Genomic DNA, 26,445 nt, shown 5'->3' with positions numbered 1-26,445 from the left:
GCGGCGTCTTTGTGGTGGACGGCACGCGCGAGCTGGTTAGGCGATTGGCGCAACCAGGGCAGCCAGTCCAGCTGGACCTCGACGGGCTCCGTGCCGATCGGCAGGCACTGCAAAACCGACTGAGGGGCTGAAGCTTCGCCATGGCGGGATAGCTTAGATTTAGATTGGAGCACCTCACGCCTACGGCTTGGGGTTCGGGTCCGATAGGTGGGCGGCGCACGGCCTGCGAAGGAGCATTCCCACCCGACCTGAAAAAGCAGCTGACTCATTTCTTGTGACTGCCTTTGGCCAGAAAATTCCGACGCAGGGGACCATCAAAAATTACACTTTGATTCAAGGGGAAAATTGCAAAAAATATCTTTGAGGTTATGCGAACTATTGGACCAGTCGGGCGGGCTCGCCAGCGGCTGAGAGTGGCACCTGCTCGCGCGATATGGATCGAGTGACGGAACTTTTTGCGGGAGTCGGATATGTCGTCGCCTGGTGTCGCAGCCATTACGTCGTTCACCGCTAGTGGAGCTGACCTCGATCTTTCCCGCCCCATGAAGAGCCACGGAAAATCGACGCTTCCTCCTCGATACCAACATGATCAGCAATGTCGTAAAATAGCAGCCGTCGGAATCGCACCTGGCATGAATGTCGAGACAGCGTCGTGCGCCTCGTCGACGACGATGAAGGCCTCATGCCGATCGCCAAGCGCGATCAGGCTCTCCATCGGCGCGCGCGATCGCCATCCATGCCGTAAGAACTTTCGACTGCGATCCAGATGCGCCCGGTGCCGCCTTCGGCTCGCCAGCGCGTGATCGCATCCTCGAAAGGATCGACGCCGTGATGCTCGGAGAACTTGAGACCGGCGCGTGCCCCTCAAGTATGCTGGTATGGGCCAGCTCGTCGAGGATCAAAATGTCCCCTCCTGCGACAGGGCGGCCAGCAGAGCGAAGTTGGCGATGTAGCCGCTGCCGAAGAACAGCGCGCGTTCAGCTCGGAAGAACGCCGCGGCGCCCGCCTCCAGAGCCTCGCATTCCGGCGCATTGCCGCGCAGCAGCCGCGAACCGGTGGCGACCGGGGCACCCCGCGCGATCGCCGCCTCAACCGCGTCGCTTCAATCCCTTCCGGCAGTTTGCCTTTCCGTACAAGAAGATCCAGCAAGCCGACCAAACAAGCCTATGTCGTCAAATTGCCAAAGCGACACAAATTGTCGGACACCGTCCAAGTCTGCAGAACTCATCCGCTTCGACGAGAGCAGCGTCAGCTTCCGTTATAAAGACAATTCCCGCCTGGCGCCAACCCGTGGCAAGCCATGACGTCCAGACAGTTGGTCCGACATTCCTAATCCCTCCATGTCCTGCCACCCGGCTTCGGAAGTCGTCTGGTATTCCGGGGTGGTCATCGGGCGGCAGACATTCACCAATTACGGGCGAGTGGGGGCTTGATAATGCTGCGCCGGACACATGGGCGTCATCGAGTTGTTCGCCTGCCGTGGGGCAGTCGCGAGCGCCGCCGCACAGCTTTCCAGCAGCACGCAGGGCCGCGATTGGTCGGACCCAAGCCGCTCTTGCGCTGTATGCCTGCCAGGTTGCCTTCATTTTCTAGCGGCATCGTACAATCGGTATGAATTTTGCTGCTTCCATTGAGAGGCGGCGGAGTTGCTTGCCAGGTAAGAGCGAAGCGATCGCTCGGTAAATTGCAAGGACTGGAGCAAGTGAGTTTGTTGAGATCGATCGCGTTCTCTGCTGGCAGGCATGCGTCTGCGGCTACGGCCGCTGCCGCGCTTGAACACGTGCCCAGGGATATCGTGTGCCTGTCGAGGCCCGATGGTTTGGAGGCGGCTCCACCTATGGGCGTTGCAGATGGGCATTAGGTTACAGGCGAGTTTCGTCCTATTTGGGATGACATTTCCCCTCAGCGTGATCACTGCGAACGGACAGGAGACCTGTCTCGTCGACATTCAGCAGGGGTCAGAGCTAACCGCGGTCGCCAGCCGCCTGGGGAAGGGAGGATATGAGCTGTCGGATGGCACCCAGGTGTCTTTTGACAAGTGGTACCGTAGCAAATGGATCGACATGCGATTTGAAATGTTAACAAAGCTGTCGGACGATTTCGGTCTCCTGTGGGGAGCCAGTTCCGGCCAGCACGCCAAAAAGGTTCGTATCGACCCGGGCATAAAACTGGGCTTTATTGTGCAAAAGCGCCCGACACCCTCGACGGCGCTTTCTCTCATCGTCAGTTCGATTTTGGGCGGGAACCTGACTGAACAACCCTGCACCGCTAATTATGGCGACATCGGCGGGGTCCAGACCGTGAATTGCCGTCTAGCGGCGTCCCGGCTTCCGCCCGCCGATACGTTGAAGCATTTGGTAAACGTCCATCCGAGCCGATTGAGACTCAGTCTCTGGTTCAAAGGTCAGTTCTAAGTGATGGTGAATGGTTCATTTCGTTGATGTACAACCGCAGACAGGAGTTTGATTTGCGCAGAAAGCAATTGTTGCAGGCAGGGTTTGTTGCCGGTTTTGCCGTGTGCCTGTGGGCACCAAGCGGTTTCGCCGGTGACCTCGATTCCGGAGTGACCGGCAAATGGAGTGCCGGAACCCCAACCATGGAAGGCAGTAGCTCGGGCTGCGCACAAAATCCCGACGGCACCTTTTGCTGGATGAGTCCGGATATTGGTGAAGCATGGGCATCGGGCTATACCGGTTCTGGGGTATCTGTGACTATCGTGGACGACTTCAAAGGTGAAATCCAAGAGGGGGATCTCGGCCATGGCCCCCAATGGCGACACCATGGGCAGTGGAGTGCTGAAGTAGCCGGCATGGTGGCACCTGGCGCAAAGATAATCGAGGTTGACTATTCTGAATCCGTTCCGCTCACGCTGGAGGACGGGCTCAATGTCGTCAATCTGAGCTTTGCCCTTGAGGGTCCCGTGAGCGAATTTCCGCTTGAGCAATCGATTGCCGCTGCGGCTCGGGCGGGTGATGCGGTCTTCACAAAGGTAGCCGGCAACGAGGCTGTAGCGGTAGGGACCCCGATCGAGGGGACTGTGGACTACCTAGCTCTCGACCTGATTGGGGCGCCATCGACCATCTTTGTGGGTGCGCTCGAGCACAATGGCACTCCCGAAAACAAGGCAAAGCTCGCCTCCTATTCGAATTATGCCGGTTCAGATTCGGAGGTGCAGAGCCACTTCCTGACGGTGGGGGTCGAAAGTGACAAGACCGGGCTATCCGGAACTTCTGTCGCGGCACCTGTGGTTGCGGGCTATGCCGCCATCCTTGGCAGCAAGTTCACGTCTGCAACACCGACACAGATTACCAATCAGTTGCTGGATACAGCCAGGACCGACACGCTCGTCAACTATGATGCGGCGACTTACGGCCGCGGCGAGGCCAGCCTCTCGAGGGCACTGGCACCCGTTTCGATCGAGTAAAGGAGCTCATAGACCGGAAGAGCAAACGTGTTGCGAGGCGTTGATAAGCCACAAGAACGCCTCGCAATCCGCCTTGGGAACTGTGCTGTTTCGTGCAACAGCTCTTTGTGAACGACGAAAGTTCAACGATTGGCTCCGAAAAATGGGCAGGGAGAGCATCGGGAGTCGTGCATTCTGACTGCGAACCTCCTCGGTGCGAACAGACAGCCTTTTCAGCGGCCCCGGCGACGACGCCTCCGCGGGTGACGTTTGAGACTATCTGACGGGGGTGCCGGTCGGAATACCTTTGGGATCCAGTTCCACAACCGGCAGGGCGGGGTCGATGAAAGCTCTGAGCCAAACGCTGACCCCACCATCATTGTGGATATCGACCCAACCCAGGACACTTTCAGTTTCGATGCTGTAGGTCTCACTTGCCGCGCGCGCCCCGGGGCGCTCATTCATGGCGATCCCCATTCCAGGGAAGTGCTCGTTCCCGCGGGAGCGAGCACTTCCCCTTCAATTTGATCAAAAGTCCATGCCGCCGCCGCCCGGAATCGCCGGAGCGGGGGTGTCCTTCTTCGGCCTCTCGGCCACCATCGCCTCGGTGGTGACAAGCAGGCCGGCTACGGAAGCGGCATCCTGCAGCGCCGTGCGCACGACCTTGGCAGGATCAATAACGCCTTGGCCGAAGAGATCGCCGAATTCGTTGGTCTGCGCGTTCCAGCCATAGCCAAAATCGGGCTTTTCGCGAACCCTGCCCACGATGATGGAGCCTTCCGCGCCGCTGTTTTCGGCGATCTGGCGAGCGGGAGCCTCGATCGCGCGCCGCACGATGTCGACCCCGGTCTTCTGGTCCGGGTTGTCTACAGCGACATTCTCGAGCGCCCTTGCTGCCCTGAGTAGTGCCACGCCGCCGCCCGGCAAGACACCTTCCTCGACAGCTGCGCGGGTGGCGTGCAGCGCGTCGTCGACGCGGTCCTTACGCTCCTTGACCTCGACTTCCGTCGAGCCGCCGACGCGGATCACGGCGACACCGCCGGCGAGCTTGGCCAGGCGCTCCTGCAGCTTCTCGCGGTCATAGTCGGAAGTGGTCTCCTCAATCTGCACCCGAATTTGAGCCACGCGGCTGTTGATTTCGTCCTTATGGCCGGCACCATCGACGATGGTGGTGTTCTCCCTGTCGATGTCCACCTTGCGAGCGCGGCCGAGCATTTCCAGTGTCACATTCTCGAGCTTGACGCCGAGATCCTCGCTGATGGCCGTGCCGCCGGTCAGGATGGCAATATCCTCCAGCATCGCTTTGCGGCGGTCGCCGAAACCCGGGGCCTTGACGGCGGCGACCTTCAGTCCGCCGCGCAGCTTGTTGACCACGAGCGTAGCCAGTGCCTCGCCTTCGACGTCCTCGGCGATGATTAGCAGCGGCTTGGCGGACTGAACCACGGCCTCCAGCAACGGTACCAAGGCTTGCAGATTGGCCAGCTTCTTCTCGTGAATCAGCACGTAGGGCTCTTCGAGCTCGACGCGCATCTTGTCTTGGTTGGTGATGAAATAGGGGCTGAGATAACCGCGGTCGAACTGCATGCCTTCGACCACTTCCAGCTCTGTCTCGGCGGTCTTGGCTTCCTCGACGGTGATGACGCCCTCATTGCCGACCTTGTCCATCGCTTCGGCCAGGAAGCGGCCGATCTCTGCATCGCCATTGGCCGAAATCGTGCCGACCTGGGCGATCTCGTCGTTCTTCGTTACCTTGCGGGCATTGGCCTTTAAATCGCCGAGGATCGCTTCCACCGCCTTGTCAATGCCACGCTTCAAATCCATCGGGTTCATGCCAGCGGCGACTGCCTTGGCGCCCTCGGTCACGATCGACTGCGCCAGCACCGTGGCGGTGGTGGTGCCGTCGCCGGCGATGTCGCTGGTCTTCGAAGCAACTTCGCGGACCATCTGCGCGCCCATGTTCTCGAACTTGTCCTCAAGCTCGATCTCCTTGGCGACGGTGACGCCATCCTTGGTGATGCGCGGGGAGCCGAAGCTCTTGTCGATTACCACATTACGGCCTTTGGGACCGAGCGTCACCTTCACCGCATTGGCGAGAATGTCGACGCCGCGCAGCATGCGGTCGCGGGCATCAGCATGAAATTTCACTTCCTTGGCAGCCATTGGTTCACTCCAGCAAGTAGGCAGTTCTTGTTGACTCCTTGTGTCATGCGTCTCGGTTACGCGGCCTGGCTGGCCGAGCTCGAAACCTCGATGACGCCCAGGACGTCGCTTTCCTTCATGATGAGCAGGTCTTCGCCATTGAGCTTGATCTCGGTGCCCGACCACTTGCCGAACAGAACGCGGTCGTTGACCCTCACGTCGAGGGGGCTGAGCTTCCCGCTCTCGTCGCGAGCGCCGGCGCCGACGGCGATGACTTCGCCTTCCTGCGGCTTTTCCTTGGCTGTGTCGGGGATGATGATGCCGCCGGCCGTCTTCTCATCGGCCTCGATGCGGCGGACGAGTATACGGTCATGCAATGGACGGAACGTCATGTTGTTCTCCTTCAGGATAAACAGATTGCGAGAGCCTCCCCCGATCCTGGCTATCAGGACCAGAACGGGGTTCGCGCGACCTTTGCGGGGTCGCGCGCATGCCGAACGAGTTTTGCTCCTTTCGTTTCAAGGGGTGGACTGATTGAGGAAATTCCGATGGCCTCCGGTGATTGCGCCAGGGGACGATCGACGTCGATCGCCTGCGCGCGAGATCAACGTTCGCCCTTGGTCATCCTGGGTGTTGCGCGCATTGGGTCTGCAAGCCGAGGCGTCAGATGCACATCATATCAGGCTGATGAGTTCAACTTGCAGCATTGATATGAAAAGAGAGAAGTTTCCTCTTGCCATTGGCTGAGGCGACAGGTGACTTTTTTCGTGTTGATATAGCCAGCAATGCGAAACCTCGATGCTCGGCCACGTTGGCTTCATATAATTCCAATGCGAAGCCCAAGGTGGAAACAATCAGCAAAGCCGTTTCCGCCATTGTATAGGTCATCTGTTTTCTCCACTTCTGGTACACAACCTTCATTTGTTTTAGCCCTGAATAAATCGCATCAATCAGGCATCATGTCTGTTAAACGTTGGCGCACGAAAAACGACTGTTCGATAGTGTTAGAGGCGAGACAGCAAACGCCATGCCAGATGCAGCGATCTTGATTTTCAATGGGTTACGCCAATTGCCGTGCCGCTATTTTGTCGGATTCCTTGCAGAATTTTGAAGGGCACCGGTAGCTCCCGATATTTTGGGATCGGTTGAGGTCTTTCACCGTTACCGCCCTGCCCTGACGTACTGAACGGTGCCGCATAAGGGGTCAATGTCGAGGCTCAAACAATTCCCGTCACCATTCCACGAAACCTGTCGCGCATCGAACATAACAACAGTACCCAAAACGTCTGCGTTTCGTGTGCTCGGCTTGTCTCAAAGCAACGGCAAACCAAGGTTGGCCGGGAAACTGGATTTAACGCGGAACTGCGTTAGCGAATGGCACGTCAATTGCGTAGGAAAATTGGAAACTGTGGCGGCAGTGTGCACGACTAGGGACATAACTATGGCGATTGGCTCACACAATGGCTGAATTCTCTACCTTAATTGCGGTCAGTACAGTCTATAAACACCTATTACTGAGAGGACGCTATAGGTTTCGCCGCCTTTGTTCTTGACTGTTGGTCACCCGGCGCAAGTCGCCGCGCATTGCGCCTCACTTTTCCATCGTGGGGATAGCGGAAGGGTCCGCTCTTGACGTCCTTCCGCTTTTTTATCTTTGAACGGAGATCAAGAATGAACATCATGAGCCTTCTTGTCGGCTCAGCTGCGGCCCTGATTGCAGTTTCCGATGCCGGCGCCGTCGACGCGATCGTCGCCGAACCAGACTCGACCAAATACGTCAAGATCTGCGACGTCTATGGGGCGGGCTATTACTATATCCCAGGCACCGAAACCTGCCTGCGCATCGGCGGCTATGTCCGCTACGAAACCGGCTTTGGTGACGTTGGGTCATTCGATGGCGCGAAGGCAACCGACCGCAAAGACGGCAGCACCAACGCCACCTTGCAGAACAATGCCCGCTTCACGCTAAAGACCTGGACCAATCAGGAAACCGAGTTCGGCACGTTGAAGACCTATACCGAAACCCGCGTGAACTTTGGCAACCGTACCGCACATTCCGATCCGGACAGCCGTCAAGGTTTTGCTTCCAACAGAGACCTCGGCCTGACTTTCGCTTGGATTCAGCTTGGTGAGCTGCGAGTTGGCAAGGACTGGTCGGCCTTCGACATGTTTATCGGCTATCCTGCCAACGTGCTCAATCTGATGCTTGTTCCCTACGGTGATCTCGATACCAACGTAGTCCAGTACTATTTTGATGCCGCTAACGGCTTCTCGGCCGTAGTCTCGCTTGAAGAAGGCGAAGGCGCGGTCGGCACCATCGACAGCTACGTTCCGCACGTGGTCAGTGGCCTGAAATACACACAACAATGGGGCGCGATCGCCGGCGTAGCTGCCTATGCTAGCAGCTACAAATCGGTGGCCGGAAAGCTTCGCGTTGACATCAATGTCACCACCGAACTGTCGCTGTTCGGAATGTTCGGCTACGGCTCCAATGGCAAGCTCAACGATAATTCCACCAACGCAATTGACGCTCGCGGCCGCGGCTTCTACAAAATTTGGGGCGGCAACTGGGCTTTTTGGGCAGGTTCCACTTACAGGTTCAACGAGACAACTTCGTTCAACCTTCAGCTCTCGGGTGATCAGCTCAAGAACTATGGTATCGCTATCAATGTCGCCTATACTATCGTCCCTGATTTCACGATTACAGCCGAAATGGATTATAACCGCTACGGCGACTTCGCCGTCGACGTGGCTGACCCTTCCATCGTGAACAGGACCAACGCCGACAAAAAGAACAGCGTCGGCGGCATCCTGCGTTTCCAACGCTCATTTTAAGGGGATGAAATGCTGCATTTGGCTGGAGTGGCCCAATCCGAACGTCGCGTGGAAGCCAGGCGACATTCGTCGCCCGGTGCATAGCGGCGATACCATGGGCTTGTTTCGGTGCTGCAAGGAAGTCTCACGGTCGCCCTAAGCTCAGAGACAATGTCGTTGCATCCAGGCCGGGACTTCGGGTTCGTCACCGGTATGCGGCACCCTATGCCGAGACCGCATCGCCGGCAAATGCGCTTGATGCCGATCGGCGCTTTGACGCCGCTGTATCCTTTGGGAGTGACGCGGGGATTTTCCGGACCACCGACAAGCTGGATCAAGATCTACAGCCTAAATGCTTCGGAGTACCTATCCAGACGATACAGGTCGGATATGCGAACGTTGGTCAGCGCATCAGCCGCCTATGAAGCAAGCCCAGCGACAGGATGAACGGAATTACTATGTAGATGCAAAGCGCGCCGATGTGCAGGCCGACGCTTTCAACCGAGCGTCCAAGCAGCGTCGGACGAATGAGATCGATGGAATGTGACAGCGGCAAGAAACGCGACAGCCGCTGAATTGAGTCGGGTTGTTGCGTGAGCGGAAAGAGCGCGCCGGACAAGAACAGCATCGGGGTGACGACAAGGGTCTGGTAGAATATGAAATAGTCGTAGCTGGGTGCAAGGGCCGTGACAATCATGGCTAAGCTCGCGAAGGCAAAGCCCGTAAGCGCGATAAATGGCAAGGCACAGAGGACGGACGCCCATTGCGCATAGCCTAGCATGGCAGCAACAACAGTAATTCCTATACCGGCCACAAGGGCCTTGGTGGCTGCCCACGCCAATTCACCTAGAACGATATCGCCAAGAGAAAGTTGTGTACACAGGATCGCTTCCCAGGTTCCGCCCATACGACCGTAGACCGCATAAAGCGTTTCGAAGGTCGACGCAGTCATCGCGCTTGCGGCGACCATGCCCGCTGCCAGAAAGGCGATGTACGATGTACCCTCAACATGCCCTACCATTATTCCGAAGCCGGTGCCCAGGCCAAAGAAGTAGATCATTGGATCGGCAAGGCTGCCGAGAATTGAAGCAAGTGCAACCTTCTTCCACGCCAGATAATTGCGACGCCATACCGCAATCCAGTTCCACCCATTGGCGGGCAGAGCCGTCGCATAACGTTCCCACATCCGTCTAATCCCTCATTTCCCGACCAGTCAGCCGCAAAAAGACATCCTCAAGATTGGGCGGCCGCTCTAGAAGCCGCAGGCCGGGCCGCTCACGAAGTTGTGCGCGGACCTGATCCGGATTGGTCGCATAGCAGAAGAGGGTCTCTCCGCTCACCTCCAAGCGCCGAACATAAGGCCTGACCAGCGTACTCAGCTCACCCGGGTTACCACCGTATATCTCAACTACCTGACAGCCGATCTGCTCCTCAATCAGCACATGAGGCCGACCTTCAATAATCTTGCGCCCTTCTTCAAGGATGCACAATCGATCGCACAGCCGCTCTGCCTCATCCATGAAATGGGTCGTCAGGAGAATCGTTTTGCCGCGTGCCAACAGGTGCCGTAACCGTTCCCAGATCAAGTGGCGCGCGTGCGTGTCGAGACCAGTAGTCGGCTCGTCCAGTATCAGGAGCTGTGGGTCATTGATGAGTGCACGCGCAAGCATCAGGCGCCGCTTCATGCCGCCAGACAGATCCGCAACGCGCGAGTTCGCTTTGCTCTCGAGGCGCGCGAAATCGAGCAGAGATGGGATGACTGCTTCGATCTCGCGCGTGCTCATGCCGAAGTAACGACCGAACATCATCAGGTTCTCGCGCACCGTGAATTCCAGATCAAGGTTGTCGAACTGCGCTACCACGCCGATGCCGCTGCGTGCCAGGCGAGCCCTTTCTGGCACAGGTACTCCGAGCACAGCGATGCTGCCTGCGTGAGGCGGTGTCATGCCGAGGACCATACGCACGATTGTGCTTTTCCCCGCCCCGTTCGGCCCCAGCAGACCGAAGCACTCCCCGGCCGCAACCGTGAACGAGAGCCCGTCGACAACGGACCTGCCGCCATATGACTTTCTTACCCCCGCAAGATTAATCGCCGGGACTGAAACACAGTCAGCTGGAGAATGTTCTGCATCTATACGCCCGTCGTTCTCCTGCTCGAGCCGATTGGGACCGCACCGGGACCGACCATCCGCGATCGATTTCTGATGCAGTAAATTCATGCCCCGACTCAAGCTCGTCCATCTAGAGTAACGCAAGTATCACCCGTCACTTCGAGGGCCCTGAGGCACCGCCAGCCTTTGCGTTTGAAGGACGTTCAGTTTCTCATCACTATCGGCTACGCTGGTCGCGGGTCCGCGCGACAACCAATCGCTGTTGCTCAATGTACACAACGCATAGGCTTTCAAGGGAAGTAAGAGAAAGATGTTGATGAGTGTGTGCAGCGAGAACGCGAGAAATCGAAGTTGGCCCGCTCGCAGGGCCACTACGCTGCAGCGTATCGCGGTCATGGATCCAATCATGAGGATTGTCGACCAGGGAACCGTGGCGGTCAGTGCCAATTGTGCGAGCCCCGTCAGCACCGAGAGGGCGAGAAGCAGCGGACCAAGGTTCTGTCCGATCACGTCCAGCGTCAGATAGCGATCGAGACCAGATAGCAGACGCAGCCCAAGCAAGGTGTCCCGGAACGTACTCCTTGCCCAGCGCAGTTGTTGGCGCAGATACGGTTTTAGCCTATTTGGAACAACGGTGGCCGCGATGGCGTCGGGGACGTACTCCGTTTGAAAGCCTGCCTTCAGCATAAGGATCGTGAGATGGCGATCCTCGCCGAAGTCGCTTGGCTTGCCCCTAAAGAATTGCGTCTCGTATTGATCGAGCAGCAAAAGGAGCGCGGACCGGCGGTACATGGCACAGGGGCCACAGCAACACATTACAGCGCCGAAGCGAGCCTGCGCCGCACGCTCCTCGTTGCAAGCAAGCCAATACTCCATATCGATCAATCGTGTCAGCCAAGTGTCGCTGCGATTGCTAGCCACGAGCTGACCCATTGCCGCGCCTATCGCGGGATCCTTCATCTTCAGGACAAGTCTGGAAACGACGTCGGACGCGATTGTGGTATCCGAGTCCACGTTGAGCACCAAATCTCCCGACGAACGTCGTATCGCGGCAATCTGCGCTTTACGCTTTCCGACGTTCTTTGGCAGTAAAATGAAGTGAAACTTCGGGTTATGCGCATAATGCGCCTGCACGGATACGACGGCATCCCGATTGGCAGAACCGTCATCGACTACATAGACCCGCACCTCTCCCTTATAATCTTGATCCGCAATGGAGGCCAAGCAAGCACAAAGCGTCCGCGGCTCCTCATTGTAGCTCGGCACAATGACATCCACGCTCGGCAGCATGTCGGAAGCGGCGGCACTCCCAGGCGCAGATGACAAGTTCGGTGGCAAGGCATAAATGGCTTGCATGCCTTTGTAAGCAGTCGAGAGCAGCGCATATAAAGCAATGGCCACACTGCTGGTGGTGCCGAGCAGATCCATGGAATACCGTTCGTTAATGATGCTGAGCAAGCGAGCGGATTGAAAATCCGCGAAGCTGCAACGCTGGGATTATGCGAGATAGCGCCTCGACCGTCTGATCGCGTAGGCTGCCATGAGTGCCCGGCTCCGACTCGCCGGGAGGGCATCCGTCGTGCAGAAGGACGATCGCGCCGGGGCGGACCGACGCCAAGACTGAATCGACAATGGCATCGACCCCGGGGCGAGACCAGTCGCGAGGATCCACCGACCAGTGCACGGGCGCCATTTCGGCCTTGGCCGAGGCAGCAAGTACTTCTTCTGTCCAGGCTCCAAATGGCGCTCGCATGTGTCGGACCGAGGCGCGGGGGCATGCCATCCGGATCGCACTGTTTGCCTCAAGTATTTCGTGTTCTATTTCACCGAGACCGCATGTAGACAGGTCCAAATGAGTCATCGTGTGGTTAGCGACCTCGTGCCCTTCGGCAACCATACGTCGGATGAGTTCCGGTCGGTCTTTCGCGTAAGCACCAATGACAAAGAAAGTCGCCGACACACGGTGTTTCGCCAGCAGGTCCAGAATCTCAGGAGTGGAGAGCGGATCTGGGCCATCGTCGAACGTCAGGTAAACGCTACGATCTTCGGCGCCATCGACGGAGAGAAGCGGCATTTCGGATTTGCAATTCGGTTGTTTCACAGCTCTGGACCATTCCTGTCAATGAACGTTCCGGTGGGCCACTCGCTCATTGGACGTCCGATCGGAAAAACAACAACGAGTTGCTCCTCGAACCGCGTGGGGGGCAGGTCGAGGTACACATCTGCGAGGGTGGAGCGGACGCGAACGTCCGGAAGGATGGTCGCCAGACCGTCTTGGCAGAGCCTAGCAACACGCTTGAAGAGAGCGTGCCGCACAGTGCCGAACAGAAATGGAACGCCAAGCTGCCGAAGTGAAGGGACCAACGCCCGCATCGAATGAGCGAGTCCACGCCCTTCCAGGTCTGGGCGGACTCCCCACAGTCCTAGTTCGCCCACCAATAGGTCAGTCTCACCAACTTTGATAAAGCGGCGTAATACTCCAATGTGAGCCGCCACACCGCGCGAGTCGTAGCCGACGATACGCAGCTCGGGCCGTGCTCCGGCCCAGCTGCGACCATTCTCAAATGGTTTTGCGTTAAAGGCACCCGTCGGCCCATAGGTCGCTCGAAAAAACTCACAAAGCTCTGTGTGGTCGGAGAGTTCTAACTCGCTCTCCCAGCACCGTGTCCACCGGACCTGCATATGCGTGCTCCTGGCACCGCCCCGACTTTGGGGCCGGTGCAATCAGACTAATTCAGCATCTTCTAATAGCTCTCCACGCGGCCGGTAAAATTGATTCTTTGGATCATTTTTATCCAAACCGTGAATGTCTCGTGACTCGGAGCAAGTCGCGGGAATGCAGGGTTAGCCCGTCGTCAAAGGCATTTCCGATGGTATCCACCACATGGATAAAACCCATACACACAATCAATTTTACAAATTCCGCCTAGGCCCATTAGAACACGCTAAATTTGTCCGGAAGCGAGTGCATCGGCGTCAATATCTGCGAGCGGCGCGATAAGGGCGGGCAGAGCTGAGGAAGCTCTTCCGCTTACGTCGCAGTACAACGGGGACTCACAGGTGCCCGAGGTCGCGGTCGACCTGTGATCGGAAACGTCAGATGCAACTTCGTTTTCTTCTCTGAAACGAGACTATGAACAATGCAGGTCAGCGGATTGAAGCGCCGGTTTGTCGTCTCTCGCAGGCGTACGGGTTTCGGTGACTGTTTGTGGTCGCTGGCCGCGGCCTGGCACTACGCTCGGCGGTCGGGACGAACGCTAGCCATCGACTGGCGCGGATCCTGCTATCTCAATCAACCCTTCACAAATGCCTTTCCGGTGTTCTTCCAGCCGATCAAAGACATCGCTGGCGTATCGGTTGTTTGCGACGACGGGATCAATGATTTTTCCTTCCCGGGACCATTCTTCCCAGCCTCGTGGAATAGGTCATCGCTCGACTGCGTTTACCGTCCAGATGAGCTGATTTTCCAAGAGCGCGAGGAATTAAGCGATCTCTTCAAGGCTGAGCAGGATGTCGAAGCGAACACGGTCGTGTGTGACGCTTGTTTGATGTGGCGTTGTGATGAGGATGCCGAGCGGCAGGTGTTCCAGAGTGTCAAGCTCCGGCCCGAAATTCAATCACGTATAGACGACATCTATCAGGAGCGTTTTGAGGGACACAGCATAATCGGAGTTCATGTTCGGCATGGTAACGGTGAAGACATAATGGACCATGCCCCCTACTGGGGTGACCCGGAGCTCGCCGTTCGCCAAGTGTGCACTGCGATTGATGAAGCTAAAGCGTTACCGCACTCAAGGCCGGTCCGGGTGTTCTTGTGCACGGACAGCGAGCAGGTCCTGGATCAGGTGTCGGCAAGGTTTCCCGATCTTCTCACCGTCTCCAAACGTTTCCGATCCGACCAGGCGGGCCCTTTACACACTGCAGCACAAGGCGTTGACGGCGGAATTTCCGCCCTCGTTGAGATGTATCTTCTCGGGCGCTGCGACACCGTCATTCGTTTTCCCCCGACCAGCGCGTTTAGCCGATATGCGCGCCTTTTCGTCCCCCGGGTAATTGAGTTCGATCTGAAGGACCCAAGACGTCTGATTTTGATAGAAAACAGTCAAATCTCTGGTCCCAGCCGAGACGCGCCATGGCGGCCATTCAGCGAATGCAAGGAACCGGCATGGGGCCATTAGGTGCGTTCCACGGGATGCGGGCCCAAGTCATAATGTTCGGCCGCCGACGTCAAAACGCACCAAGCGCGACAGTGTGGCGGCACTCCCATTGCGCATGGCGTACCGCTGGCGCCGTCTGATGATCTGCGCCAACGAGGGATGATCTCGCTGGAGAACCCGGGCAGTCACCCAAACGCCTCGCGCCAAGCAAACACATCGGAGATTTCGAAGGTGGCAAACCAAAAAACAGCTTTGATAACGGGCATAACGGGACAGGATGGGGCATACCTTGCGGAACTGCTGTTGGACAAAGGCTACATAGTCCACGGCATAAAGCGTCGTTCATCATCATTCAACACCGGACGAATTGAGCACATTTATCAGGATCCGCACGACCCTGAGGCCAGACTTTTTCTCCACTATGGAGATATGACGGATGCAACCAATTTGCTGCGCATTATTCAGCAAGCCCAACCGGATGAAATCTACAACCTTGCCGCGCAAAGCCACGTCCAGGTAAGCTTCGAGACGCCTGAATACACCGCAAACGCGGATGCGCTAGGTACATTGCGCATGCTGGAAGCTATCCGAATTCTTGGATTGAGCAATCGGACGCGGTTTTACCAGGCGTCATCTTCAGAGTTATATGGGTTGGTTCAACAGGTCCCCCAAAACGAAAAAACACCGTTCTACCCACGTTCACCTTACGCTGCCGCTAAACTCTACGCATACTGGACTGTCGTAAATTATAGAGAGGCTTACGGCATCCACGCATCCAACGGTATTCTTTTCAATCACGAAAGCCCACTTCGTGGTGAAACATTTGTCACGCGCAAGATTACGCGGGCCGCGGCAGCAATCAGCGTGGGCAAACAGGAAGTGCTTTACCTCGGCAATCTCGACGCTCAACGTGATTGGGGCCACGCTCGCGAGTATGTGCGCGGCATGTGGATGATGTGTCAGCAAGATAGCCCTGACGACTATGTCCTGGCCACGGGCGTGACGACATCTGTCCGCACGTTTGTGGAATGGGCATTCGACGAAGTCGGAATGACGATTGAATGGCTGGGAGAAGGCATCGAGGAACGAGGTATTGATGCCGCCACAGGCAAGTGCATCGTGGCGGTGGATCCGCGTTATTTCAGACCGACAGAGGTAGATCTTCTCCTAGGCGATCCGACCAAAGCCCAGCAGGTCCTGGGCTGGAGACACGAGACGAGCGTAAGGGAGCTTGTCCGCGAAATGGCCAGGGAAGATCTGAAGTTAATGAACGGCACGTCACACTCTGGGGGTCGGATTTGATGTACTCGCTGAGCGGGAAACGAGTTTGGGTTGCAGGACACCGAGGTATGGTCGGCAGCGCCATAGTACAGTCGCTTGCTTCAGAAGATTGCGACGTCATTGTTGCGGATAGACAAACCCTTGATCTAACGCGGCAAGAGGCCGTTCTGCAATTTCTGTCAAAAGAAAAACCGGACGCCGTCGTAATGGCTGCGGCGAGGGTTGGCGGTATCCTGGCAAACTCGACCATGCCCGCCGATTTCATCTACCAGAACCTGATAATGGAGGCCAATGTCATCGACGCCTCGTTTCGAAATGGCGTTGAGAAGCTTGTTTTTCTGGGATCGAGTTGCATTTATCCGAAGTACGCCTCGCAACCCATCAAAGAAGACGCGCTCCTGACTGGTCCGCTTGAGCCGACGAACGAATGGTACGCAATCGCAAAGATCGCCGGCATTAAGTTGTGTCAGGCCTACCGCATACAATATGGCGTGGACTTCATCTCGGCCATGCCGACGAACCTCTATGGTCCTCGCGATAATTTCGATCTTAGCTTAGGACATGTTCTGCCGGCATTAATACGCAAGGCACACGATGCAAAGGTCAAAAACCTAGATCGGATGTGTGTATGGGGAAGCGGAACACCCCGTCGGGAGTTCTTGTACTGTGAAGATTGTGCCGACGCCTTGATTTTCCTGCTTAAACATTACTCTGAGGCAGAGCACATTAACGTAGGGTTCGGCAGCGACATGACTATTCTTGAGCTTGTGCGAGTCGTTTGCGATGTCGTCGGCTTTCAAGGCGAGATAGAACTTGATGTCTCCAAGCCGGACGGAACGCCGAGAAAGCTTATATCCAGCGAAAAACTGCTAGGGATGGGGTGGCGCCCTAAAACATCCATCGAGGTGGGAATTGCCAAAACTTATGACTGGTTTATCCGAAATGTAGCGGACAGACAGACTGCGATGAGCGGGCTGAGAGTACCTCCCGCAGCAGAACCGCCGGCTTCGGAGTTCACCCGTCAAATCCGGACGTATCTCACCTAGCGTCCGGCGGCTGGAAAACGCAACAGCGGATTGAGCGCCGGAACGAAGACGGCCGTGAGGATCAGTCCATCGGCAATGATGAACCGGCCGCGAAGCTCCCATGCACGACCTCTGGCCGGCCGGAATGTGTGAGGGAGGCGAGCACGAAATTTGCCTTCGTCGGGCATGATAGCGACCACGGCATCCTCGAAGCCCAGCCATTCACGTGTGAGCGGGAACCATGCCTTGAAGATGCTTTCCTTGGCACTGAAAAGCAACCGGTCCCACTTGAGGCGGCCGGATGCGTTGGCCAGCCAATTTCGTTCCTCGTCAACCGAGACGAGCTCCAATACGCCCGACGGCAACTCCTCGTCGACTTCTGCATCAATTCCAAGCGCAGCGCAGTCTTCATGGCGAGCGACGGCGGCAGCATAGAATCCAGCACAATGTGTTATGCTGCCAACCACACCAGGTGGCCAAAGCGGCTCACGGTCAGGTCCCCTTGGGATTGCGCAAGGAGGAACGCCGAGCTTGGACAATGCCGCTCTGGCGCAGGCGCGCCCGAGCGAGAATTCACGTCTTCTGCTTTCGGCCGCGGTGGCGATTGCACTCTCTTCTTCGGCCATCACCGGCACACTGCCGACATTCGCTGCTCGACAGGTTTGCACAGCAACATATGGGGGGAGCAACGTATCCAGATGTCCTCGCTTTCTCGACCATGACTCCGTTGTTTGGCGGCTTAGCGCGCTGCGGTCCACTTCCGTGCTTTGTCCTCGCCCTGTTGACGGAGTGATCATTGGCGTGCCCGTACGGAGCGGTCTTGTACTGGATCAGGTTCTTCAACCACCATTTGAGGCAGAACCGATATGATCGCTCTTCATGTCAGCCCTTTAGCCTCGACCCGATCCTCCAGCTCAGCGAGGGCATTCTTCAGAACGCCGATCTGACCGCGAATTACAAACAGAGCAATCAGCCCCGCCAGCAACTCGGCAACCGCCTGGCTCGCCAGCAGTCCGTCAAAGCCCCAAACAGCTGGAAACAGCAGTATGGCAGGTATGAAAAGATAGCCTTGCCTGGCTAGGGAAACGACGGCGCCAAGCCGCACTCTCCCCAATGACTGAAGCAGGGTGATCGTAACGTGCTGAACGCCAAAGAGGCCGAAGAAAAGGTGAAAAACAACACAGGCAGAGGCGGCGATATCGATTACATCCACGTTATCGCTGAAAAGCGAAACCACTGGTCGAGCAAAAATCAGGACCACGGCGGAAAAGCTGACTGAAAATGCGACGGCTATGGAAAGCATGAACTTGGCGGCCTTCTCAACCCGGGCGAAATCCTGTGCTCCCCAACCGAAACCAAGCACCGCCTGAGAGCCCATGCAGAAGCCTATAATTGGGAGCGCCCCGATCGTTGACAATCGCGTGGCTATTCCCACAGCGGCAACTGAAGCGTCACCAAATGGCGCGGCGGCGCGGTAGAAGAGCATGAATGCAACGGCAGACAAAATACTGGTGATGGTTGCCGGCGCTCCAACGGCCGCGATCTGTTTGATGCGACCCATCCTAAAGCTAACGTAAGAAGTTCCGACACGGACACGCCCACGCCTCTTCAGAAAATACGCCACGTAGAGGCTGATGGCGGCGATCTGGGACAACAGCGTCGCGAACGCCGCTCCTCGAACGCCCAGACCGAGCGAAAAAATGAAGATGGGGTCGAGCACGGCATTCAGCGCGAAGGCCGTGATCATGGTCCACATGCTGAAACGTGTATTGCCCTCGGCCCTTACGATGAACCCATTGACCACGTTCAGCAGCATGAGAGTGTAGCCTAACAGCAGCGTCGAAGCGTACTCGAGCGCGGCCGGCATGATTGTCGCACTGGTGCCCAGCAAAGCGAGAAGCTCGCGCAGATTCAGGAGCAGACCGACAGTAAGCGCCAATCCGATCGGAATCGCGAGAGCGAGTGCCAAGCTCGCGCCTCGGTTCGCCTCAAGCGACCTGCCCGCGCCAAGATTACTAGACACGAATGACGCCGTGCCAACGCCGATACCCTGTCCGATTGCCAAGAGGAGGACAACTATCGGAAAAGTCATGCTGACGGCGGCGATAGCCTGGGCCCCAAGCGTGCCTACAAAGATCGCGTTGACGAACTGCTGCAGCGCATTGATCGACAAGCCAATAATTGAAGGAATGGCGAGTCGGACGATGAGGCGGGAAAGTTTTTCGTCCGACAGATCAATGCGCTTTTCCGGTGCGGCCATGCTTCCGATTGCCCTGTTCATCACCTCGCACCGGCTTATAGTCGGCCGAACGACCGGCTACTGCAGATGTGTTGATTATCTGGAGCAGTTCCTGGTGCAAGATTGTGCACAGGTTGCGGGTCGTTCCATAGCCAACCTGTCTTGGATCGTATCTCACTTCAATCTGCAGCTCGCCAGCTTCGTATCCGACATTGAACCAGAAGAGGTAGTTCATGGCGGATTGTTTCATATTTTCGCCGATCCAAAGCGAGTGCGGATCTCTGTCTAACAGACGCCGTCGATAATGGTGTTGCAGTCGTGCTCGATAGTTCAGTCCGATCCTAGGCAACGGCAATTGGTCGATGCGCTTGCGCACTGCCGGATCCCGGTTCAAGAACTTCATCGCCCGAAAACCGATCCCCCGGCGCGGCAGCGCGTTGCGCTGCCGATATATCGAACGAGCGCGATCTTGAGGGGTGTCCTTCCCTGTCAGATATAAGGGAAGCGGAACCAGTTCGCCGACAAATCCGATGATCTGAGATGGATCGATGTCGTCGAACAATTCACCTCTGGTCGATGTGAGGCTGTCGATCCAAAGCGAGTAATTCCCGAATGCGCGGCCAAATGCCCCTGACAGGGCCGAAAGGACTATATCAAAATCCTCGCATTGTGCAGACGTCGCCGAGACATTGAGAAGTCTGGCCGTCTCCTTCTCGCCGAGCGTTACGCAATATTTGGCCTGATCCTGCCAAAATGGCCTGCAATATTCTTCATTTAACAACCCCTCCAGCCGTGCATAATGGAGCCTTCTGGCAGTTTCATCCAAAAATTCCGCTGTGCCCGATCCGCTATCGCTCACATGCAGATCGAGCAGATCATATCGAATCCCCTCCCAATATTCGAGTTCGGTTGGCGCCTCGCTATCTGCGTAATGGCCCAATCGCTCCAGCCAGTGAGAGAGAGACGTCGTCCCTTGATCCGCAATGGGGCCGCCTGCGGCTAGCGTATTGTAGGCTGTTTCCAGTGCATTGAGGAACAGTCGGTATCCAGTCCCGTCCACCACGAAGTGATGCATCAAAACAAGCAGATAGTAATCGCCGCGCTCTGATGTCCGGAAGGCTGAAAGCCTGACAAGAAGGGATTCGCCATCAAACCGAAAGCTGGTTTGACGCTCTGCGCAGGCGCCTTCCATGATCGTCAGCTGTTCTGCCGTGGTCATGCCGACCAGATCTATTTCTTCCACGAGCGGATTTGGTACCGGTCCGATTGCCTGCGACAGGCCGTTCTCGGTTTGGACTATTCGAAGTCTCAGTCCTTCGTTCCGGCCAATGACATGAGCAAGGGCGCCTTCGAGGATTGATAGATTCAAAAGACCGGCGGGCAGGAAGAAGAGGTCGCCTATGTTGTAGTGCTCGCCTAAACCGACAAGGCTATTCCAAGAGGAGACGCCAGGAGTCACTCGCATCGGCCCAGCGGGGAGCTCATTGGCAGAGTTCGTCGTGGCCGCTGCGATCTCCTTGGCCAATTCCCGAATGGTCGGTGTTCTGTACAGTTGGGCGACGGTCAAGCTCAGCCCGGCTTTACGCGCTAATGTAACGCAACGCACGCTCAGAAGAGAGTTTCCGCCAATATCAAAGAAACTGTCATCGATCCCGATGGATTTGACGCTCAACAATTCCTGCCAAATCCCGGCGAGAAGTCGCTCCCGTTGCGTGCTCGGCTCAGGGGATTGCACACCCCGAAGCTCGCGCGACCGGACAGATGAGAGACGGCAACGATCTATTTTCCCGCTCGCCGTGAGTGGCATGTGGTCCACGGTGCGAAACTCGGATGGTATCATGTAAGGTGGCAATTCCTGCCGTAGGTGATTCACCACATCTAGCGAGGTAAGGCTGTCGTCGGTTAGGACCACGATGGCCACCAGTCGCCGATTTTCGTCCGCTCCCCGAACGATTGCCGTGGCCCTCGCAATTCCAGGATGCGCTTCAAGGGCGGTTTCGATTTCCTCCAACTCGATTCGGAAACCACGGAGCTTGATTTGGTTGTCCGACCGACCGCAAATCTCCAGAAGACCTTCGGCTGTGACACGAGCGACATCGCCACTGCGATAAAGAAGGCCGTATTGGCCGTCATCGAATGGATTGGCCACGAAACTTTGCTTCGTTCGCTTGCGGTCCCGCCAGTACCCGGTGCTTAGGCAGCGTCCCGCGACGCAGAGTTCGCCTGCTACCCCGACGGGGACCCGCTCAAGCTGCGCATTGAGCACGTAGATTTTCACATTGTCGATTGGGCGCCCCACAGGCACAACTTTAGAGCCATCGTCGGTCCCCGATGTTGCATAGACTGCCGCATTAGACGCGCATTCCGTTGCGCCATAAAAATTCCATAACGGCACATCCGGAAAGCACTCTCGCCAACGAGAAGGAAGCGATGGCGGCATTGGTTCAGCACTGCTTGTGACCAGGCGCAAGCTGGTCGCCTGCGCATGTCGCTTTTGGGAGGCGATCAGACCGGACAGAATGGGTGGGGAGGCGAACAATCGGGTTACGCGATGCTTCGTCAAGGCGCTCAACAAGAGGTCGGGGTCGAGCAAATATTCATCGGTCAGGATCAGCGTCGGGATGCCTCTCAGGAGGCCTCCAAGATACTCCCATGCTGCTGCAACAAGTGCCCCCGACTTCTGAACGACTGCCACCTCGGCGTCATCAAACGGAAAGCATCGCCACATCCAGTTCAGTCGATTGAGTATTGCTGTCTCGGGTATGAGCACGCCTTTCGCTTTACCCGTGGAGGATGACGTGTAAATCAGGCTCGCTGCGTCCTTATCAGGCCGCACCACCTCGCGGTGCGACGCCCGAGTGGGGCAGGATCTGGCCTGCAGGGAAGACACGCTAACGGACGGGACACCGAAATCGATCTCTTCATCCGCGCGGGCGTGGATCAGCAGCTTGGCACGGCTATCTCTGATGATGTGGCTGATCCGTTCCTTCGGGTAATCTGGCGATATAGGCACGACAGTCGCCTGCACGGCTCGGATGGCCAAAGTTGTAGCGGCCACATCTGGTGACCGATCGATCAGCATGGCGACCATGTCGCCCTGCCCTACCTCGCAGGTACGCAGAGCGGACTGGATCGCCGCCATGCGCTCGCGCAGTTGGCCGAACGTGACTTCTCCGAACTCGCCGAAATACGCCACCCGGTCGTTCTTTGCGCTGACGTGATTGAAGGCCTGCACGAGCGAAGGCTCGTTCTCGTATACCTGTTCGGGGCCCTTGAGCGCGTCCAGCATGGCGACCTCCGAGGGGCACAGGCAGTCCAGGGCGACTATCGGCTCAGCAGGACTATCGACACAGGCAGCAATAAGCTGGCGAAGGTTGGCGGCCATGCGAGCGATCAGCTCACCTGAAAAAATGTCTTCTGCATATGCCAGTTGCAGCGCGATCTCATCGCCCTGGTCTTGCGCATATAGGGTAAGGTCGAACTTTACATAACCTGTGTCATACTCACGAAACGTCAGATCCAAATCGCGTCCGGCCGGCGGCTCCTGGGGTTCGGAGTACATATTGAACATGACCTGGAAGATCGGAGATCGACCAGCTTCGCGGTACAATCGGGCGTCCCTCACCATCCAACTGAAAGGATACGCCGAATTCGCGATGGCATCGCTGACAAGGGTTTGCACACGCGTCACGTGAGCCACAAAGGACTTGTTGACATCGATCGTGGTTCGGATTGGCAGCATATTGAGGAAGAAACCAACGATCTCCTCGGTGCCTGTTTGGTCACGCACGACGTGCGGTATACCGACAATGACATCGTCCTGACCGCTATACATCCGCAACAGCAGCTTAAAGCATGCCAACAGCATCGTGGATGTGGTGCACCTGTGCCGATGAGCAAAACGCCTCACTTGATCCGACAGTTCTTCACCAAGCGGAGCCGCATGCGAGGCCCCGCGGTAGGAATTTCCTTTCGGCCGGGGTCGATCGCTCCCTAGCAAAAGCGCGGGCGGGTTGTCGCCAATCTGCCCACGCCAATAGCGCTGCTGCTCGACCAGCGATTCCGGTGTAACGTGTACAGCTTCCCAGTGCGCATAGGCCGAGAGTGACACACGATGCTGCGGAGAAAACGGGGAAGCATTGGAGTATCTCGTTCGCAGGTCTCTGAGCAGGATCGAGATTGACCAGGCATCTATAATGATTTCGTGCGCGGTTATCAGTATTAGATGATCATCTGGGGCAAAGCGGATCATGCGCGCACGAAACAAACGGCCCTGGCTGAGATCAAAGGCGTCATTGAGCTCGGTCTGCCGCATCTCCGCCACAAGCGCCTCAGCCTCTTTTGGCGTAAGGTGATCAGCGTGAACCAATTCTAAGTTGGGGTGCGGATTGTCAAAAATCTGGACAGGCCCGTCGTCGTCGCTGAAACGAGCCGAGAGCGCGTCGTGAGCCCCGACGACATCGATCCAAGCTTCATTGAAGGCAGTGGGATCGATTGCTCCTCGTATGCGCAGGCCGCCTTGAATGATGTAGTTCCTCGCGTCCGGATCGAGCTGCCAGAGGAACCACAGGTGTTCCTGCACCCGTGTCAGCGTTGACCGTCCGTGCTTCTGGCCCGCGGGAGGCATGTTGTGCGTGGTTTCCGATCGACTTGACAGCGATGCTGCCAGCGACCTGACGGTCCCATTTAGCACCAGCCTGAAATCCATCTTCGCCCCGAACTGCCTCTGCAGCCGGGCTAGTACAAGCATCGCCCGCAGTGAATCCCCGCCAAGGTCCATAAACCGGTCGTTCACGCCGATACCTTTGATGCGAAGAACGCTGGACCAGATATCTCGCAGCTTGGTTTCGAGTTCCGTCTTTGGTTCCTCGAAGGAACTCAGCAGCTGAGGGCGAATAGTTGTGGCGTCCGGCAAAGCTGCAAAGTCGACTTTCCCGTTTCTGGTAATTGGAATGCGATCGACATGAATGATTCGGTCCGGGACCATGTAGGCAGGAAGCATTTCGGCAACAAAGCTTCGGAGTTCGCTTTCCAAGACTTCGGGAGAGGCCGACACGTAGGCCACTATCCGTCTTGGCCTGTTGCTTCCGTCGGCCTTGGTTATGTCTCTTGCTGTAAGCTTCACGCCTTTATTGACGGGTGCTATGGCGACGGCGCCACTAACCGAAGGATGGGCGCAGAGACGAGACTCGATCTCTCCAAGCTCGACCCGGTGCCCGCGAATCTTGACCTGGCGATCTCGTCTGCCAAGACATTCCAGCAGCCCGTCAGCTCTGAAGCGTCCGAGATCACCAGTTTTATAAAGGCGCCGATGGGATGGATGGCTGGAGAACGGGTTTGGAAAAAAAGCATCTTTGGTACGCGCGCTATCGTTGATGTAGCCAGCAGCGACACCGACTCCGCTGACACAGATCTCGCCGACTTCGCCCGTCCTGCACGGCCGCCATCCATCGGCGACATAGACTTCAAGATTGGAGATCGACCGACCGATCGGTACATAGGCGTCAGCTGTACCCGGCGGGATAGAAACCACATGGTGTGTAACCCCGTCAGCACATTCTGTCGGGCCATAGTGATTGAGAATTGGGACTTGGGGATACAGTGCCAACCACGCGCGCGCCAAGGCAGGCGTCAGCGGCTCGCCGACCGTGGAGATCATGCGCAAGGCACTGAGGGGTCGCTCGTCGACCGGGAGTGTCTGCAGAGAGTCAACAAATATGGCAAGCACCGATGGGACAAATTGAACAATTGTGACGCCCTGTTCCCCGAGCGCCTTGAGAAGAGCGATCGGAGATCTAAGCGTCGCATCGTCGATAATCGCGACGCGGCTTCCAACGCATAGGCCTGCCAAGAGCTGCCACAGCGAGATGTCAAAGCAATGCGAAGCAGTTTGAGCGATGCAGTCCTTTTCGGTCAGCTCGAGCGCATCGATCTTGGCCGTCAAATGGTTGTTTAGTCCAGCGCGCTCGACCATCACACCTTTTGGCCAACCCGTCGAACCGGACGTAAACAAGATGTAAGCCAGGCCGCGTTCAGCCGATGAGGGCATCACGGAAGCGGCACTGTCCCCTGTTAACGCGGTCTGCACCGCCATGAATTCTCGATTGCCATGGCTGTTTTGTTGAAGCACGCCAAGGGTCTCCGGTCGCTCTTTCCCGATAATCAGAGTGCATCCACTCTGCTCGAGAATGAATGAAGTGCGTGAGGCGGGTAAAGATGGATCGAGCGGCAAGTATGTCGAGCCGGCCTTCAGGATTGCGATTACTATAGCTGCCCAATTGGGATCTCGTTCACCCCAATAGCCCACGATCGCTCCCACCGCGCAGCGCTCTCGTAGAGTGCTCGCGATGCTGGCCGACATGACGCGCAGCTCACCATAGGTGAGTTCCGCCGCGCCATGCGTAATCGCGATTCTGTCCGGAAACGCTGCTCCGATCTTATCGATAGCCGCGATCACATCGGTGAACCGACGGCCGACCAGATTGTACTTCTCACGTGGATTTTCGTTAAACATGCGCATCCAGCTCTGCGCCGCTACTTGCGCCGCACTCGAAACCTACAATTTTTAGGGTATGCCCCGTTCTGGGAGTCCAAGTTGCGCCGGCGGTCCCGGTCAACCACGAACAAGGTCGGAATTTCCCACAGCCTCGGGCCCTCCAAAGCTTGTTCATTTCGCCTGCGCGGTCGAGCGCGATCCGATGCATCAGACTCGGACCTTCTCTGTCAGCCTCACGCGTCGAATTTTGGTGCGCTCATCTCTCCCGTTAGAGCGTGTTCATGAGTGCAACTACGACCTCAACTTTGCAGTCCTGTATTTCTGCTGCATCCATAACAGATGGTGCATGGCGGCCACATGGTCGGCACAACGCAAGATGCTTCGATGCCAAGGCTGCAAGTTCGTGATGGGCTGCCCAGGCGGCCAGGCCTCCGACCGGGGCTCTATCTGCAAGACATGTTGCTCTCCAAAGCTATTGCCACAGGCTGCGCGACACTATGCGCGAGACGAAGCAGCCCTCACGCAATGTTCCCGCATCTCAATGAGCAAAGGCCGTGCCAACGCGCTCAGCCGGGGGAAGCACATGATGCGCGTCGAAAAACCACAATATCTAAGATGGCAGGTGTAATGAACCTGACATGTTACTGTCAGGTTTTGGACACGCATCACGAGCATCGCACCGCCACAAGCGTACGCCGCTACGACGTTGTTCTGTGCTATGCGCGGACAGGGTCAAATAGCCGCGGCCACGGCAGATGCCGAGGTCCCGCTCCATTACGC

At 57.0% G+C, this 26,445-nt stretch carries 18 protein-coding genes and 1 pseudogene; 6 read left to right on the top strand and 13 right to left on the bottom strand.

All coding sequences use genetic code 11. The annotated features are described in order from the left end of the window. Window positions 1–652: 652 nt before the first annotated feature. A pseudogene (locus AC04SH_RS31505) lies at window positions 653–1,099 on the bottom strand (aminotransferase class I/II-fold pyridoxal phosphate-dependent enzyme); the annotation flags it as partial. A gap of 751 nt (window positions 1,100–1,850) precedes the next feature. Between AC04SH_RS31505 and AC04SH_RS31500 the strand changes: the two are divergent. After that, window positions 1,851–2,414 (top strand): hypothetical protein, encoded by a 564-nt coding sequence (locus AC04SH_RS31500; protein ID WP_488481588.1) that lies wholly within the window; start codon window positions 1,851–1,853, stop codon window positions 2,412–2,414. Between the two features lie 53 nt (window positions 2,415–2,467). Next, entirely contained in the window at window positions 2,468–3,424 is a 957-nt protein-coding gene (locus AC04SH_RS31495) for a S8/S53 family peptidase (RefSeq protein ID WP_488577763.1), read from the top strand. Window positions 3,425–3,679: 255 nt separating this feature from the next. Here the strand turns inward: AC04SH_RS31495 and AC04SH_RS31490 are convergent, their stop codons facing one another. The 4 genes from AC04SH_RS31490 to AC04SH_RS31475 all read right to left on the bottom strand — a co-directional run bounded on the left by AC04SH_RS31490 (window position 3,680) and on the right by AC04SH_RS31475 (window position 6,430). Further along, window positions 3,680–3,868, bottom strand: coding sequence for a hypothetical protein (locus AC04SH_RS31490; RefSeq protein ID WP_488481586.1), 189 nt, complete (start codon window positions 3,866–3,868; stop codon window positions 3,680–3,682). A gap of 63 nt (window positions 3,869–3,931) precedes the next feature. Then, the gene (groL, locus tag AC04SH_RS31485; RefSeq protein WP_488481585.1) at window positions 3,932–5,563 is read right to left on the bottom strand and encodes a chaperonin GroEL; all 1,632 of its coding nucleotides are present in this window, start codon (window positions 5,561–5,563) and stop codon (window positions 3,932–3,934) included. A gap of 56 nt (window positions 5,564–5,619) precedes the next feature. Next, window positions 5,620–5,934 (bottom strand): co-chaperone GroES, encoded by a 315-nt coding sequence (locus AC04SH_RS31480; protein ID WP_488481584.1) that lies wholly within the window; start codon window positions 5,932–5,934, stop codon window positions 5,620–5,622. Window positions 5,935–6,235: 301 nt separating this feature from the next. Continuing rightward, the gene (locus AC04SH_RS31475; protein WP_488481583.1) at window positions 6,236–6,430 is read right to left on the bottom strand and encodes a hypothetical protein; all 195 of its coding nucleotides are present in this window, start codon (window positions 6,428–6,430) and stop codon (window positions 6,236–6,238) included. 783 nt (window positions 6,431–7,213) lie between these two features. Between AC04SH_RS31475 and AC04SH_RS31470 the strand changes: the two genes are divergently transcribed. Continuing rightward, complete coding sequence (locus tag AC04SH_RS31470; RefSeq protein ID WP_488481582.1) at window positions 7,214–8,377, top strand: porin; 1,164 nt, start codon at window positions 7,214–7,216, stop codon at window positions 8,375–8,377. 382 nt (window positions 8,378–8,759) lie between these two features. Here AC04SH_RS31470 and AC04SH_RS31465 read toward each other — a convergent pair whose 3' ends face one another. The 5 genes from AC04SH_RS31465 to AC04SH_RS31445 are packed head-to-tail and all read right to left on the bottom strand — an operon-like array spanning window position 8,760 to window position 13,149. Further along, the gene (locus tag AC04SH_RS31465; RefSeq protein WP_488481581.1) at window positions 8,760–9,542 is read right to left on the bottom strand and encodes an ABC transporter permease; all 783 of its coding nucleotides are present in this window, start codon (window positions 9,540–9,542) and stop codon (window positions 8,760–8,762) included. A 4-nt stretch (window positions 9,543–9,546) separates the two neighbouring features. Then, window positions 9,547–10,575: a nodulation factor ABC transporter ATP-binding protein NodI gene (nodI, locus tag AC04SH_RS31460; protein ID WP_488481580.1), complete on the bottom strand. Its 1,029-nt coding sequence runs from the start codon at window positions 10,573–10,575 to the stop codon at window positions 9,547–9,549. A gap of 39 nt (window positions 10,576–10,614) precedes the next feature. After that, on the bottom strand, window positions 10,615–11,895 hold the full coding sequence (gene nodC / locus AC04SH_RS31455; RefSeq protein WP_488481579.1) for a chitooligosaccharide synthase NodC: 1,281 nt from the start codon (window positions 11,893–11,895) through the stop codon (window positions 10,615–10,617). 13 nt (window positions 11,896–11,908) lie between these two features. Then, on the bottom strand, window positions 11,909–12,541 hold the full coding sequence (nodB, locus tag AC04SH_RS31450; protein WP_488481591.1) for a chitooligosaccharide deacetylase NodB: 633 nt from the start codon (window positions 12,539–12,541) through the stop codon (window positions 11,909–11,911). A 23-nt stretch (window positions 12,542–12,564) separates the two neighbouring features. Next, complete coding sequence (locus AC04SH_RS31445) at window positions 12,565–13,149, bottom strand: NodA family N-acyltransferase (protein WP_488481578.1); 585 nt, start codon at window positions 13,147–13,149, stop codon at window positions 12,565–12,567. Between the two features lie 458 nt (window positions 13,150–13,607). On the opposite strand from AC04SH_RS31445, the gene AC04SH_RS31440 reads away from it, so the two are divergent. From AC04SH_RS31440 to fcl, 3 genes are all read left to right on the top strand, one after another. Beyond that, on the top strand, window positions 13,608–14,645 hold the full coding sequence (locus AC04SH_RS31440) for a nodulation protein NodZ (protein WP_488481577.1): 1,038 nt from the start codon (window positions 13,608–13,610) through the stop codon (window positions 14,643–14,645). A gap of 210 nt (window positions 14,646–14,855) precedes the next feature. Then, entirely contained in the window at window positions 14,856–15,926 is a 1,071-nt protein-coding gene (gene gmd / locus AC04SH_RS31435; RefSeq protein WP_488481576.1) for a GDP-mannose 4,6-dehydratase, read from the top strand. Further along, the gene (gene fcl / locus AC04SH_RS31430; RefSeq protein WP_488481575.1) at window positions 15,926–16,951 is read left to right on the top strand and encodes a GDP-L-fucose synthase; all 1,026 of its coding nucleotides are present in this window, start codon (window positions 15,926–15,928) and stop codon (window positions 16,949–16,951) included. Before gmd ends, fcl begins: the two co-directional genes overlap by 1 nt. Here the strand turns inward: fcl and AC04SH_RS31425 are convergent. The 3 genes from AC04SH_RS31425 to AC04SH_RS31415 all read right to left on the bottom strand — a co-directional run bounded on the left by AC04SH_RS31425 (window position 16,948) and on the right by AC04SH_RS31415 (window position 25,689). Further along, window positions 16,948–17,556, bottom strand: coding sequence for a 4'-phosphopantetheinyl transferase family protein (locus AC04SH_RS31425; protein ID WP_488481574.1), 609 nt, complete (start codon window positions 17,554–17,556; stop codon window positions 16,948–16,950). The genes fcl and AC04SH_RS31425 overlap by 4 nt on opposite strands. A 251-nt stretch (window positions 17,557–17,807) precedes the next feature. Beyond that, on the bottom strand, window positions 17,808–19,190 hold the full coding sequence (locus tag AC04SH_RS31420) for an MATE family efflux transporter (RefSeq protein ID WP_488481573.1): 1,383 nt from the start codon (window positions 19,188–19,190) through the stop codon (window positions 17,808–17,810). Next, entirely contained in the window at window positions 19,165–25,689 is a 6,525-nt protein-coding gene (locus AC04SH_RS31415) for an amino acid adenylation domain-containing protein (protein WP_488481572.1), read from the bottom strand. Before AC04SH_RS31415 ends, AC04SH_RS31420 begins: the two co-directional genes overlap by 26 nt. Between the last annotated feature and the right edge of the window lie 756 nt (window positions 25,690–26,445).

The sequence above is a fragment of the Mesorhizobium sp. CNPSo 4688 genome (assembly GCF_057784295.1).
The sequence above is the reverse complement of the archived record's forward strand: the minus strand, read 5'-3'. Positions and strand labels throughout refer to the sequence as shown.